Annotated in this window: 13 protein-coding genes and 3 tRNA genes; 13 read left to right on the forward strand and 3 right to left on the reverse strand. The window is 57.0% G+C overall.

The features are described from left to right. The first annotated feature begins 22 nt into the window (after positions 1-22). From ACYCZ5_RS10025 to hypB, 7 genes are all read left to right on the forward strand, one after another. Positions 23-115 (forward strand) — tRNA-Ser (locus ACYCZ5_RS10025). A 22-nt stretch (positions 116-137) separates the two neighbouring features. Then, positions 138-214 (forward strand) — tRNA-Arg (locus ACYCZ5_RS10030). Between the two features lie 45 nt (positions 215-259). Continuing rightward, positions 260-336, forward strand: a tRNA-Arg gene (locus tag ACYCZ5_RS10035). Positions 337-500: 164 nt separating this feature from the next. Next, positions 501-1,988: a Ni/Fe hydrogenase subunit alpha gene (locus tag ACYCZ5_RS10040; protein ID WP_461544718.1), complete on the forward strand. Its 1,488-nt coding sequence runs from the start codon at positions 501-503 to the stop codon at positions 1,986-1,988. Then, on the forward strand, positions 1,988-2,458 hold the full coding sequence (locus ACYCZ5_RS10045; protein ID WP_461544665.1) for a hydrogenase maturation protease: 471 nt from the start codon (positions 1,988-1,990) through the stop codon (positions 2,456-2,458). The genes ACYCZ5_RS10040 and ACYCZ5_RS10045 overlap by 1 nt, the downstream gene beginning before the upstream one ends. Continuing rightward, complete coding sequence (gene hypA / locus ACYCZ5_RS10050) at positions 2,451-2,792, forward strand: hydrogenase maturation nickel metallochaperone HypA (protein ID WP_461544666.1); 342 nt, start codon at positions 2,451-2,453, stop codon at positions 2,790-2,792. The genes ACYCZ5_RS10045 and hypA overlap by 8 nt, the downstream gene beginning before the upstream one ends. Further along, a complete protein-coding gene (gene hypB / locus ACYCZ5_RS10055) occupies positions 2,792-3,568 on the forward strand; it encodes a hydrogenase nickel incorporation protein HypB (protein ID WP_461544667.1) in 777 nt (258 codons plus the stop codon). The genes hypA and hypB overlap by 1 nt, the downstream gene beginning before the upstream one ends. A gap of 12 nt (positions 3,569-3,580) precedes the next feature. Here hypB and ACYCZ5_RS10060 read toward each other — a convergent pair whose 3' ends face one another. Continuing rightward, complete coding sequence (locus ACYCZ5_RS10060; RefSeq protein ID WP_461544668.1) at positions 3,581-6,256, reverse strand: bifunctional acetate--CoA ligase family protein/GNAT family N-acetyltransferase; 2,676 nt, start codon at positions 6,254-6,256, stop codon at positions 3,581-3,583. A gap of 74 nt (positions 6,257-6,330) precedes the next feature. Here ACYCZ5_RS10060 and ACYCZ5_RS10065 point away from each other — a divergent pair, with 74 nt between their 5' ends. Continuing rightward, positions 6,331-7,254, forward strand: a complete 924-nt coding sequence (locus ACYCZ5_RS10065) for a histone deacetylase family protein (protein WP_461544669.1) — start codon at positions 6,331-6,333, stop codon at positions 7,252-7,254. Positions 7,255-7,300: 46 nt separating this feature from the next. On the opposite strand, the gene dksA is transcribed toward ACYCZ5_RS10065, so the two are convergent. Next, the gene (gene dksA, locus ACYCZ5_RS10070; RefSeq protein WP_461544670.1) at positions 7,301-7,723 is read right to left on the reverse strand and encodes an RNA polymerase-binding protein DksA; all 423 of its coding nucleotides are present in this window, start codon (positions 7,721-7,723) and stop codon (positions 7,301-7,303) included. Between the two features lie 92 nt (positions 7,724-7,815). Continuing rightward, positions 7,816-8,400, reverse strand: coding sequence for a Maf family protein (locus ACYCZ5_RS10075; RefSeq protein ID WP_461544671.1), 585 nt, complete (start codon positions 8,398-8,400; stop codon positions 7,816-7,818). 74 nt (positions 8,401-8,474) lie between these two features. On the opposite strand from ACYCZ5_RS10075, the gene ACYCZ5_RS10080 reads away from it, so the two are divergent. The 5 genes from ACYCZ5_RS10080 (at position 8,475) to fabD (ending at position 12,147) form a co-directional block, all read left to right on the forward strand. Further along, the gene (locus ACYCZ5_RS10080; protein WP_461544672.1) at positions 8,475-8,945 is read left to right on the forward strand and encodes a YceD family protein; all 471 of its coding nucleotides are present in this window, start codon (positions 8,475-8,477) and stop codon (positions 8,943-8,945) included. A 26-nt stretch (positions 8,946-8,971) separates the two neighbouring features. Beyond that, positions 8,972-9,151, forward strand: coding sequence for a large ribosomal subunit protein bL32 (rpmF, locus tag ACYCZ5_RS10085; protein ID WP_459723243.1), 180 nt, complete (start codon positions 8,972-8,974; stop codon positions 9,149-9,151). An 82-nt stretch (positions 9,152-9,233) separates the two neighbouring features. Next, positions 9,234-10,274 (forward strand): phosphate acyltransferase PlsX, encoded by a 1,041-nt coding sequence (gene plsX / locus ACYCZ5_RS10090; RefSeq protein ID WP_461544673.1) that lies wholly within the window; start codon positions 9,234-9,236, stop codon positions 10,272-10,274. After that, positions 10,232-11,203 (forward strand): beta-ketoacyl-ACP synthase III, encoded by a 972-nt coding sequence (locus tag ACYCZ5_RS10095; protein ID WP_461544674.1) that lies wholly within the window; start codon positions 10,232-10,234, stop codon positions 11,201-11,203. The genes plsX and ACYCZ5_RS10095 overlap by 43 nt, the downstream gene beginning before the upstream one ends. 11 nt (positions 11,204-11,214) lie before the next feature. Further along, complete coding sequence (fabD, locus tag ACYCZ5_RS10100; RefSeq protein WP_461544675.1) at positions 11,215-12,147, forward strand: ACP S-malonyltransferase; 933 nt, start codon at positions 11,215-11,217, stop codon at positions 12,145-12,147. Positions 12,148-12,155 lie beyond the last annotated feature (8 nt).

Raw genomic sequence — 12,155 nt, forward strand, 5'->3', positions numbered from 1 at the left:
TACATTAGTATTCGCGCCCTTCGGAGAAGTGGCCGAGTGGTCGAAGGCACACCCCTGCTAAGGGTGCATCCGGGCAAAACCTGGATCGAGGGTTCGAATCCCTCCTTCTCCGCCAAAGTAACTGTAGTCGTTTTGAGGCGCCCGTAGCTCAGCTGGATAGAGTACTTGGCTACGAACCAAGGGGTCAGGAGTTCGAATCTCTTCGGGCGCACCAATAAAACGATTTCAGACTGGCAATAGGCAACACCAAGCAATACATGCGCCCGTAGCTCAGCTGGATAGAGTACTTGGCTACGAACCAAGGGGTCAGGAGTTCGAATCTCTTCGGGCGCACCAACTCAAAGGCTTCCAGAAATGGAAGCCTTTTCTATTACTCCTGCATAAATCATTCGTGCAGACAATATCGACCTTAATATTGCAGCAACATGCGCATCCCGTTTGCTTGTCAGGCCGCACTGCGCCATCATTGCGACATCAATGAACTGTCCATGTGGTGCGCTATGACTGATACGCTGGAAACCGCTTCATTTCCCGAAAAGCTCCGACGCGTCGCTATCGATCCGGTGTCCCGTGTGGAGGGGCATGGCAAGGTGACCCTATTGCTTGATGAGAACGACCGCGTGCATCAGGTGCGGCTGCATATCGTCGAGTTCAGAGGGTTCGAGAAATTCATCCAGGGACGTCCTTACTGGGAAGCGGCGGTGATGGTGCAGCGTCTTTGCGGCATCTGTCCGGTGAGCCACCATCTGGCTGCGAGCAAGGCGATGGATATGGTGGTGGGCGCTACGCTGACACCCACGGCGGAGAAGGTGCGCCGCTTGATGCACTATGGGCAGATTCTGCAGTCGCATGCCTTGCATTTCTTCCATTTGTGTTCCCCCGATCTGTTGTTCGGATTTGGCTCCGATGTGGCCAAGCGCAACATCGTTGGTATCGCCGCAGCCTTCCCTGAGATCGCCAAACAGGGCGTGCTGTTGCGCAAGTTTGGCCAAGAGGTGATCCGCGTCACGGCGGGCAAGCGTATCCATGGCACAGGCTCCATTCCCGGCGGTGTGAACAAGAACGTCAGTATTGAGGAGCGCGACTACCTGTTGAAGGATGTCGACCAGATGGTGGCGTGGAGTGAGGCGGCTATCGGCATCGTACGCAATCTGTTCGAGCAGGATCTGGCGATGTACAGCAGCTTCGGCAGTTTCGATGCGCATACGCTCAACATGGTGCGACCCGATGGTGCGCTGGAGCTTTATGACGGCGGTTTGCGGGCGCGTTCGATGGATGGCGAGACGATATTCGATCATTTCGATCCCAGCCGTTACTGGGATGAGATATTGGAAGACGTGAAGCCGTGGTCCTATATGAAATTCCCGTTCCTACGTCGTCTGGGGCCGGAGCAGGGTTGGTACCGGGTGGGACCGCTATCGCGCGTGACGCAGTGTGACTTCATCTCCACCCCGCTGGCCGAAGCACAACGCAAGGCATTCATGGCGTTCGAGCATGGCAAAGCCGCGAAGGCGACGCTGGGGTTCCACTGGGCGCGCATGATCGAGATGCTACATGCGGCCGAATTGATTCGCGACATCCTGCATGATCCCGATCTGCAGGGGACGGATCTGGTCAACATTGGTCAGCGCCAGGAGCGCGGCGTCGGGGTGATCGAAGCGCCCCGCGGGACATTGATCCATCATTACCGGGTCGATGAGAACGACCAGATCGTTCGCTGCAACTTGATCGTCTCCACGACCCATAACAATCAGGCGATGAATGAAGCTATCCGTCAGGTTGCTCGCCAATATATCGATGGCAAGAAACTCACCGAGGGATTGCTCAACCACATTGAGGTCGCCATCCGGGCATTTGATCCCTGCCTCTCTTGTGCGACCCATGCCTTGGGCAAGATGCCACTGGAAGTGGAGCTGCTGGATGCCGAAGGGCAGCGGGTCGATATGTTGTCACGCGGCTCTGATGGTTTCTGTGCCGCGCAGCTGTGATGGTCGCGCCCGTTCTGATCTTTGCGGTCGGCAATGAATCGCGCGGGGATGATGCGCTGGGGCCCTTGCTGCTGAGGCAGATTCAGGAAAACATTTCCGACGCTGTCGAGTGCCTAGAGGATTTCCAGCTACAGGTAGAACATTCAGCCGATCTGCTTGGACGGCGGCAAGTCGTGTTCGTGGATGCCGATGTCTCGTGTGAGCCTCCTTTCCGTTTTTCCGAGTTGGAGGCGGTGCACGATCAGAGTTATTCCAGTCATGCGCAATCGCCTGCCGCGCTGCTGCATACTTTTGGACAGGTTTATACAGACCCGCTTCCGCAATGTTATGTGCTGGGCATCAGGGGGTATGGTTTTGAGTTGGGGGAGGATCTGAGCCCAGAGGCAGCAGATAATCTGGAACAGGCCACTGCATTTCTACAATCATGGCTGGCGAGCAACGTCGAGCCTGCGCAGGCGCGTCATGCATGAGATGTCATTGGCGCAGAGCGTGCGCGAGATCATCGAGCAGGCCGCGCGTGATCAAGGCTTCTCCCAAGTGACGACGGTGTGGCTGGAGATCGGGCGGCTGTCTTGCGTGGAGCAGGAGGCGATGCGGTTCTGTTTCGCTGCCGCGATGCAAGGCAGTGTCGCGGAGGACGCGCGATTGGAGATCATCGATACGCCGGGCAGGGGGCTTTGCCCAAAATGCAGCCACGAGGCGGAGATCGAGAATGTGTATGACGCGTGTTCGCAGTGCGGCAGTTACGGTCTGCAACTGGTCGCCGGTGATGCGATGCGCGTAAAAGAGCTGGAGGTGGTGTGATGTGTATGACTTGCGGATGTGGTTCGGATGAAGTGCTGATACGCGGCAGGAAACCTTTAAACAAGCCGAAGGCACCAGTCAGCTTCAAGTTGCACCGAGTTGAAGCGAAGGTCGCTGAAGATACGCAGCGCATCGTCAAGCTGGAGCAGGACATCCTGCACAAGAACGATCTGCACGCTCAGGGCAATCGTGAGCTGTTCAAGCAGCATGGCATGCTCGCGCTGAACCTTGTTTCCAGCCCTGGTTCAGGTAAGACTACGCTGTTGGTGCGTACGCTGCAGGCCCTGCAAGGTCGCTATCCCCTGGCGGTGATCGAGGGTGACCAGCAGACAGAGCAGGATGCGGATCGTATCCGTGCGACCGGCGTTCCTGCCGTGCAGATCAATACCGGCAAAGGCTGCCATCTGGATGCTCAGATGATAGAACGTGCTTTGCCGGAGATGCCTTTGCCTGAAGGGGGCATGCTGTTCATCGAGAACGTCGGCAATCTGGTATGTCCGGCCGGTTTCGATCTGGGCGAGTTCGCCAAGGTGGTGGTGCTGTCGGTGACAGAAGGCGAGGACAAGCCGCTCAAGTATCCCGACATGTTCCGTGCTGCCGAGTTGATGCTGCTAAACAAGTGCGACCTGCTGCCTTATCTCAGTTTTGATGTGGAGCTTGCAGAAACGTACGCGCGTCGCGTCAATCCTGATATCCGCATCATCCGCCTCTCCGCTGTCAGCGGAGAAGGGATGGACGCGTGGCTGTCCTGGCTGGAAGAACAGCATCTAGGCTAGCACTGCGCAGGCTTACAAAGCCTTGCTGACTTTCATGATGCCGGGATCTTCGCTGCTCGGCTTGGTTGTGAAGCCCAGACGTGTCATCAGTTTGAGCATGTTGTGGTTGTGGCTGAGCACTTCACCTTCGATGGTCGCCAAGCCGATGGAGCGAGCCGCTTCCATCAATGACACCATCAGTTTCTGGCCCAATCCTTTGCCCGTCACGTTGTCCGCGACGACCAGTGCGAACTCGCATGTCTCGCCATCCGGATTGATGGAGTAACGTGCCACGCCCAGCTCGGTTTCTTCCTTTTCACCAGTGACCGCCACCAGCGCCATCTCGCGGCTGTAGTCGATCTGCGTCAGACGGGCGAGCATCTCTTCAGTCAGCTCCTGCACGCTGTTCATGAAGCGGAAGTATTTCGATTCATCCGAGAGGTCGTGCACGAAACGTTTCACCAGCTCGGCATCTTCCGGACGTATCGGCCGGATCACGATGTCTGTCCCGTCGGCCAATTGCCATCTGCTCACCAGATGGGTGGGGTAAGGATAGATCGCCATGTGCGCGTAGCGGTCTGAACTGGGTTGGCGATATTCCACCACCACGCGTGCGTCGGCAGCCAGCGCGCCGTGCTCGTCCAGTATCAGCGGGTTGATATCCATCTCTTTGAGCAGCGGCAGTTCACACACCATCTCGGAAACGCGCAGCAACACGTCTTCCAGCGCATCCATGTTGGCCGGTTGCATATTGCGGAAGGCGCCCAGCATCTTGGAGATGCGCGTATCCCGGATCAATTCCTTGACCAGGAAACGGTTCAGCGGCGGCAGGGCGACAGCGCGGTCGCCCATGATCTCGACTGCGGTACCGCCCGCGCCGAAAGTGATGACCGGGCCGAACACGGGGTCGCTGGTCACGCCGATCATCAGCTCGCGCCCGTTCGGTTTGACGATCATCGGTTCGATGGAGATGCCATCCACGGTTGCGTTCGGACGGTTCAGCTTCACGGTATCGATGATGTGCTGGTATGCCGCACGTACCTCGTGCGCATTGCGCAGATTGAGCATCACACCACCGGCATCGCTCTTGTGCGAGATGTCTGGAGAGTTGATCTTCATCGCTACCGGATAGCCGAGTTGCTGCGCGATGAGCAGTGCTTCGTTGCCGGTGTGGGCGACCATGGTGCGCGCGACCGGGATGTGGAAGGCGGACAGCAATGCCTTGGATTCCATCTCGCTCAATACTTTTCGGTGTTCCTGCATCGCGCCTTCGATGATCAGGCGAGCGCTTTCCACATCCGGTTCGACATGGTGCGAGAACGGGCCCGGCATCTGCATCAGCAGCTTCTGGTTGCGGTAGTAGGCGGACAGGTGTGAGAACACTTCAACCGCCGGTTCCGGTGTGCGGAAGTGCGGACGGTGCGCTTTGGTGAACGCCTGACGTGACTCGGCGACTTGCACTTCGCCCATCCAGCAGGTCAGCAGCGGTTTGCTGTGGGTATTGCCCAGTTCGATCAGTGCTTCGGCCGATTCCAGTGGTTTGGTCATTGCTTGCGGCGTGAGGATGGCCAATACGCCGTCCACGTTGTCGTCTTCCAGGCAGGCTTTCACGGCATGGTGATAGCGGTCGGCCTGGGCATCACCGATGATGTCCACGGGGTTGCTGTGCGGCCAGTTGGATGGCAGATGCTGGTTGAGATATTCGATGGTGCCGTCGGACAGTTCTGCGATATTGAGGCCAAGGTCGACCGCGCGGTCGGTCGCCATCACGCCGGGACCGCCGCCATTGGTGACGATAGCCAGTCGATTTCCCACCGGCTTGAAGCCGCAGGAAAGTGCGCGTGCAGCCGTGAACAGTTGCGTGACAGTCTGCACGCGCACCACACCGACACGGCTCACTGCTGCATCGAACACATCGTCCGCGCCGACCAGTGAAGCGGTATGCGACATCGCCGCCTTGGAGCCGGCGGCATGGCGGCCCACTTTGACGAGGATCACCGGTTTGATGCGCGCAGCGGCACGCAGAGCGCTCATGAAGGTGCGTGCATTGCGGATGCCTTCGATGTACATCAGGATGCTTTGGGTCTTTGCATCCGACACCAGGAAATCAAGGATCTCGCCGAAGTCGACATCGGTCGAAGAGCCCATGGATACAACGCTGGAAAAACCGACGTCGTTGCTTTGTGCCCAGTCCAGAATGGCGGTGCACAGCGCGCCGGACTGGGAGATGAAGGCGATATTGCCGGTATCGGCAGCGCCCTTGTTGAAGGTGGCGTTCAGCCCGAGCGAGGGGCGCATGATGCCCAGACAGTTTGGCCCGATCAGTCGGATGCCGTAGCGGCGGGCATTCTCCAGCAGTTGCTTTTCAAGGGCAGCACCTTCATGGCCGGTCTCACCGAAACCTGCGGTGATGATGACGGCAGCCTTGACGCCATGGATGCCGCATTCCTCGATGATGCCGGGCACAGTCTGCGGCGGTGTGGCGATCACCACCAGATCCACCGGTTTGCCGATACTGGCAATGGACGGGTAGGCGCGCTGCCCCTGTATCTGTTCGCTCTTGGCGTTGATCGGATACAGCTCTCCCTTGAAACCGCCCTCCAGCATGTTCTGAAAAACGATCTGGCCGACCGAATCGGCACGTTCGCTGGCGCCGATCACGGCTACGGATTTGGGGGCGAACAAGGGATTGAGGTAATGCTGGCTCATGATGGAGGTCGGGGTAAGTTGGAGGTATTTCCTGCGAGCGCTATCATAGCAGTCAAACACCATCGGAGATCACTGTGCAGACCGCTTTTATCAGTCATCCTTTGTGCCTGAAGCACGATATGGGTGCCCATCATCCGGAATGCCCGGCGCGTTTGCATGCCATAGAAGATCAATTGATCGCCTCCGGTCTGTACGGCTTTCTGCAACATCACGATGCACCGGACGTCACGCGCGAGCAACTGCTGCGCGTACACGATGAGGCTCATATCGACTCTATCGAGGCTGCAGCACCCGCCGAGGGCATCATCTCTCTGGATGGTGACACCTTTATGAATCCCTATACCTATCCGGCGGCACTGCGCGCAGCAGGCGCAGTGGTGCTGGCGGTCGATCTGGTGATGGGCGGCAAAGTGGAGAACGCGTTCTGTAATGTGCGTCCACCCGGGCACCATGCCGAGCGGGGAAAAGCGATGGGTTTCTGCTTCTTCAATAATGTCGCTGTCGGGGCGGCCCATGCGCTGGCCGCGCATGGCTTGTCACGTGTCGCCATCGTCGATTTCGATGTCCATCATGGCAACGGTACTGAAGATATCTTCAGTGACGATCAGCAAGTCATGCTGTGCTCGACCTTTCAGCATCCGTTCTACCCGTATGTCGGGGCCGAGACCCGTAAGCCCCATATCGTGAATGTGCCAATGGCGGCGGGCTCTGACGGGGTGGTCTTTCGAAATGCGGTGACGGAAAGATGGTTGCCTGCATTGGAAGCGTTCAAGCCGGAGATGGTATTCATCTCCGCTGGCTTCGATGCCCACCGGGAAGATGATATGTCCTCCATCGGTTTGGTGGAGGCTGACTACATATGGGTGACCGAACAGATCAAGCGCATCGCCGGGCATCATGCGCAGGCGCGCATCGTGTCGGTGCTTGAGGGGGGCTATGAGCTGCATGCGCTTGGGCGCAGCGCAGCGGCACACATCAAGGTTCTGAGCGGTCTATAAATGTAAAAGACCGGCCTGAGCCGGTCTTTCATTTTTGTAGCCGGACTTACTTGGCTACTTGTTTCTCTCGGATCTCGTCCAGCGTCTTGCAATCGATGCAAAGGGTTGCGGTCGGACGCGCTTCCAGGCGGTTCAGGCCGATCTCGATGCCGCAATTATCGCAATATCCATAATCGCCGGAATCGATACGTCCCAGCATCTTGTCGATGTTCTTGATCAGCTTGCGTTCACGATCACGGCTGCGCAATTCCAGACTCATGTCTGATTCCTGTGTTGCGCGGTCGTTCGGGTCGGCGAATACGGTAGCCTCATCCTGCATGGTATGCACGGTACGGTCGATATCCTGGCTCAATTCGAGCTTCAAACCGGCCAGCACAGAGCGGAAATGCTCTAGCTGTTTGGCGCTCATGTATGCCTCGCCCTTTTTGGGCTTGTACGGGGCGGTGTTCTTATTCGCTTGCACTGGCATTGCGTATATCTCCAAGTTGGGCTGAATTTTTCAAGCGCGCTTTAATATCAGAAAGCGTTTGTGGCTGCAACGATAAATTCGTGCCAAAATTTTCAAATAACTTTAACGCCTTGTTTTTCAAGCATATCGATCAGGGCTATCAAGGGCAGTCCAATCAGGGAATTTGGGTCGTTTCCTTCGATGCGCTGGATCAGCGCTATTCCCAATCCCTCTGACTTGGCGCTGCCCGCGCAATGGTAAGGTTGTTCCTTGAGCAGATAGTCCTCGATCTGTTGGTCGCTGAGCTGGCGAAAGGTGACATGTGTCTCGGCCACTTCGGTCTGCATATCGCCGGTGCGGGCATTGAGTAGACTCAAGGCTGTGAAGAAACTGACCGTCTTGCCGCGCATGGCCCGCAGCTGGCGTACGGCGTTATCGTGGGTCATGGGCTTGCCGAGTTGCGCACCATCCAGCAGGGCAACCTGGTCGGAACCTATGATCAGGGCATCGGGGTGGCGTGCGGTGACGGCCTCTGCTTTTAAACGGGATAAGCGCCATGATGTCTGTCTCGCATCCTCGTTTGGGAGCGGAGTTTCATCGACATTTGGTGAGTCGGTCAGAAAAGGTATTTGCAGGACTGACAGTAACTGACTCCTATATATAGAAGTCGAGGCCAGAACGAGGGGCTGGGAATTCAAGATGTTCCTTGTACAGTGTCTTTGACAGGGGAGGGGGGAATATATATCATGCGCGCCTCATGTTTGCACGGCCTTTGATCGACAGTATTGAATTTGCCCGTAACGGCAGGACTTTGAACGGGGAAATCGCTGTTGTGGACCTGCCTAGACTGGCTGAATCGCTGGCCAGTTCCGAGGGATCCATTCGATATACCGTGCGAGGCATGCAAGCGGATGGCATGTCGTTCCTGCTGTTGGATATGAGCGGAATCTGTCATTTGCGTTGCCAGCGTTGTCTGGGAGATCTGGTATATCCGGTCGACATCGCCTCAAGGCTGCAACTGCTTGAGGGGGTTGACCTGATGCAGGATGATGATTCGGATGAAGTCGACGGGATCGAGGCCGGCAAAGAGCTTGATGTTCTCGGTCTGGTAGAAGATGAGCTTCTGCTCTCGTTGCCTTTTGCGCCCAGGCATGACGAAGGTGTCTGTGAGCTGGCAAGCAAAGGTTCGGGAAAGGCTGACGACCGATTCGGTATGTTGGCCCAGTTGAAGAATAAATTTTAAGTAGGTTTTTTCGAGGAGTAGTTAGCATGGCCGTTCAACAAAACAAGAAGACCCCGTCCAAGCGCGGGATGCATCGTTCACATGATTTCCTGACAGCCCCGGCACTGGCTATCGAGCCATCCACCGGCGAACCGCATCTGCGCCACCATATCAGCCCGAGCGGCTACTATCGTGGCAAGAAGGTCGTCAACACCAAATCAGAATAAGTTTTTTGTTCAAGCTTACAAGCCATCCCTCGATTGCAGGGATGGCTTGCGTTCGACTTTTTTTTGTACTTGGGGATGATTGATGGGTGTCACGATCGCTATTGATGCCATGGGCGGCGACCATGGGGTATCCGTTACGGTACCGGCTGCGATGTCCTATCTCGACAAGCATGCGGAAGATGTCGTCGTATTGGTTGGTTTGGCTGACGCGATCCGTTCCGAACTGGATAAGCTGGGCGTTCCTCATGACCGCCAGAATCTGCGTATCCATCACAGCACTGAAGTGGTGGGTATGGATGAGCAGCCGCAGTCCGCTTTGCGCGGCAAGAAGGACTCGTCCATGCGCGTTTCCATCAATCTGGTCAAAAGCAACGAGGCGTCCGCTTGTGTCAGTGCCGGCAACACAGGTGCGCTGATGGCGACGGCGCGTTACGTGTTGAAGACACTGCCTGGCATCGACCGTCCGGCGATCGCTTCCTACTTGCCAACCCACTCCGGCCAGGTCTGCATGCTCGATCTGGGCGCTAACGTCGATTGCACGGCGGAGCATCTGCTGCAGTTCGCCTTGATGGGCAGCACGCTGGTCACCGCGCTGGAACACAAAGAGAATCCGACTGTCGGCCTGCTGAACATCGGCAGTGAAGACATCAAGGGCAATGAAACCGTCAAAAAAGCCGGGGAACTGCTGCAGGCCAGCGATCTGAACTTCTACGGCAACGTAGAGGGCGATGACATCTTCAAGGGTGTCACGGATGTGGTGGTATGCGACGGATTCGTCGGCAATGTCGCGTTGAAGACCGCAGAAGGGGTGGCCAAGATGATGGGCGGCTTCCTGAAAGAGGGTTTTGGACGCAATGCACTGACCAAGATCGCAGCTTTGGTCTCTCTGCCGGTATTGAAAGCTTTCAAGCATCGTCTCGATCACCGTCGCTATAACGGTGCCAGCTTCCTGGGTTTGAAGGGTATCGTGGTCAAGAGCCACGGTTCGGCTGATGCCTTCGCTTTCGAGTGCGCGATCGAGCGCGCGGCAGAGGAGGCGCGAGGTGGTATGCTGGAACACATAAGCGAGCACGTAGAAAAATGGCACAACGCGCGCCAGGCCAATGTAGGGGAGGCTGCTTGAAGACTTATTCTAGAATCATCGGCACAGGTAGCTACCTGCCAGCCAATACGGTGACCAACTTCGACCTCGAAAAGACGGTCGATACCACGCATGACTGGATATTTTCCCGTAGTGGCATCTCCGAGCGCCATGTGGCGGCTGAAGGCGAGATGTCCAGTGATCTGGCCTGTCAGGCCAGTCTTAAAGCCATCGAAGCCGCAGGTATCGCTGCCGACGAGATCGACCTGATCATCGTCGCCACGACTTCGCCGGATATGCCTTTCCCGAGTACCGCCTGCATCCTTCAGGACAAGCTGGGGATCCGAAACGGCTCCCCAGCCTTCGATGTGCAGGCAGTCTGTGGCGGATTCGTCTACGCATTGAATACCGCTGACCTGTATATCCGTGGCGGTCAGGCGAAGACGGCTTTGGTCGTTGGTGCCGAAGTTCTGTCCCGCATGCTGGATTGGAACGATCGTACTACTTGCGTGCTGTTCGGTGATGGTGCGGGGGCTGTCGTTTTGCGCGCTTCCGAGGAGCCCGGCATCATCGGTGCCAAGCTGCACGCTGATGGTCGCCATCGCGATATGCTCAAGGCAGATCCGAAGATATCCATGGATGGCCAGTCCGTATTCAAGTTTGCAGTCAAAGTGTTAAGTGATGTTGTTGAGGAATTGCTGGAGGAGCAGAAGCTTGCTGGCACCGACATAGACTGGCTGGTGCCGCATCAGGCCAACATCCGCATCATCGAAGCGACTGCCAGAAAACTGGGTCTGTCCATGGACAATGTGGTGCAGACCGTTTCCTTGCATGGCAATACCTCGGCAGCATCCATTCCCTTGGCGCTGGATGCCGCAGTCCGCGCCGGGGATATCAAACCTGGACAGAACATACTCATTGAAGCCGTAGGTGGCGGGTTCACCTGGGGCGCGATACTCATCAAGTGGTAGGGCATATATAAATGACTCGATTCGCATTCGTATTTCCCGGTCAGGGCTCGCAATCGCGCGGCATGATGAACGGCTATGCCGATTTTTCTGCTGTACGCGATACCTTCACTGAAGCATCGGATGTGCTGAAGCAGGATCTGTGGCAGTTGGTCACCGAAGGCGAAGATGCCGACCTGAACGCCACGGTCAACACTCAGCCCATCATGCTGACCGCCGGTGTGGCGGTATTTCGTGCCTGGCAATCTCAGAACGGCGCCAAGCCGACGATGATGGCCGGTCACAGCCTAGGTGAATACACCGCGCTGGTCGCTTCGGGTGCCTTGGATTTCGCTGATGCATTGCCTTTGGTGCGCTATCGCGCGCAATGCATGCAGGAAGCTGTACCGGAAGGCGTGGGCGGTATCGCCGCTATTCTGGGGCTGGATGATGAAGCCGTGCGCGCAGTCTGTGCTGAAGGTGCGCAGGGTGAAGTGCTGGAGGCCGTGAATTACAACTCTCCGGGACAAGTGGTCATCGCAGGCAATCTTGCTGCAGTCGAGCGCGGTATGGAGTTGGCCAAGGCCAAGGGCGCCAAGCGTGCCTTGATGCTGCCGATGAGTGTGCCGTCGCATTGCAGTCTGTTGCAGGGTGCGGCAGACAAATTACGCACCTATCTGGAGAGCGTGACGGTGAATGCGCCTGCCGTCCCGGTGCTGCATAACGCCGATGTCGCAGCCTATAGCGATGCGGCCAAGATCAAGGATGCACTGGTGCGTCAGTTGTATTCCCCGGTACGCTGGGTCGAGACGGTGCAGGCATTCGGCAAGCAAGGCATCACGCACAACGTGGAATGCGCACCGGGCAAGGTATTGGCCGGTCTGAACAAGCGCATCGACACCAATCAGCAGGCCATGGCCATCAACGACGGCGAAGCGCTGAAGGCAGCTTTGGCCTCACTCGCATAAAGGGGGAG

Source organism: Sideroxydans sp., assembly GCF_054604835.1.

Coding starts and splice junctions, on each gene's coding strand:
- ACYCZ5_RS10060 (WP_461544668.1), bottom strand. CDS start 6,256: ATGAGCCAGCATTACCTCAATCCCTTGTTCGCCCCCAAATCCGTAGCC.
- fabD (WP_461544675.1), top strand. CDS start 11,215: ATGACTCGATTCGCATTCGTATTTCCCGGTCAGGGCTCGCAATCGCGC.
- ACYCZ5_RS10045 (WP_461544665.1), top strand. CDS start 1,988: ATGGTCGCGCCCGTTCTGATCTTTGCGGTCGGCAATGAATCGCGCGGG.
- rpmF (WP_459723243.1), top strand. CDS start 8,972: ATGGCCGTTCAACAAAACAAGAAGACCCCGTCCAAGCGCGGGATGCAT.
- ACYCZ5_RS10095 (WP_461544674.1), top strand. CDS start 10,232: ATGGCACAACGCGCGCCAGGCCAATGTAGGGGAGGCTGCTTGAAGACT.
- ACYCZ5_RS10040 (WP_461544718.1), top strand. CDS start 501: ATGACTGATACGCTGGAAACCGCTTCATTTCCCGAAAAGCTCCGACGC.
- plsX (WP_461544673.1), top strand. CDS start 9,234: ATGGGTGTCACGATCGCTATTGATGCCATGGGCGGCGACCATGGGGTA.
- dksA (WP_461544670.1), bottom strand. CDS start 7,723: ATGCCAGTGCAAGCGAATAAGAACACCGCCCCGTACAAGCCCAAAAAG.
- hypB (WP_461544667.1), top strand. CDS start 2,792: ATGTGTATGACTTGCGGATGTGGTTCGGATGAAGTGCTGATACGCGGC.
- hypA (WP_461544666.1), top strand. CDS start 2,451: ATGCATGAGATGTCATTGGCGCAGAGCGTGCGCGAGATCATCGAGCAG.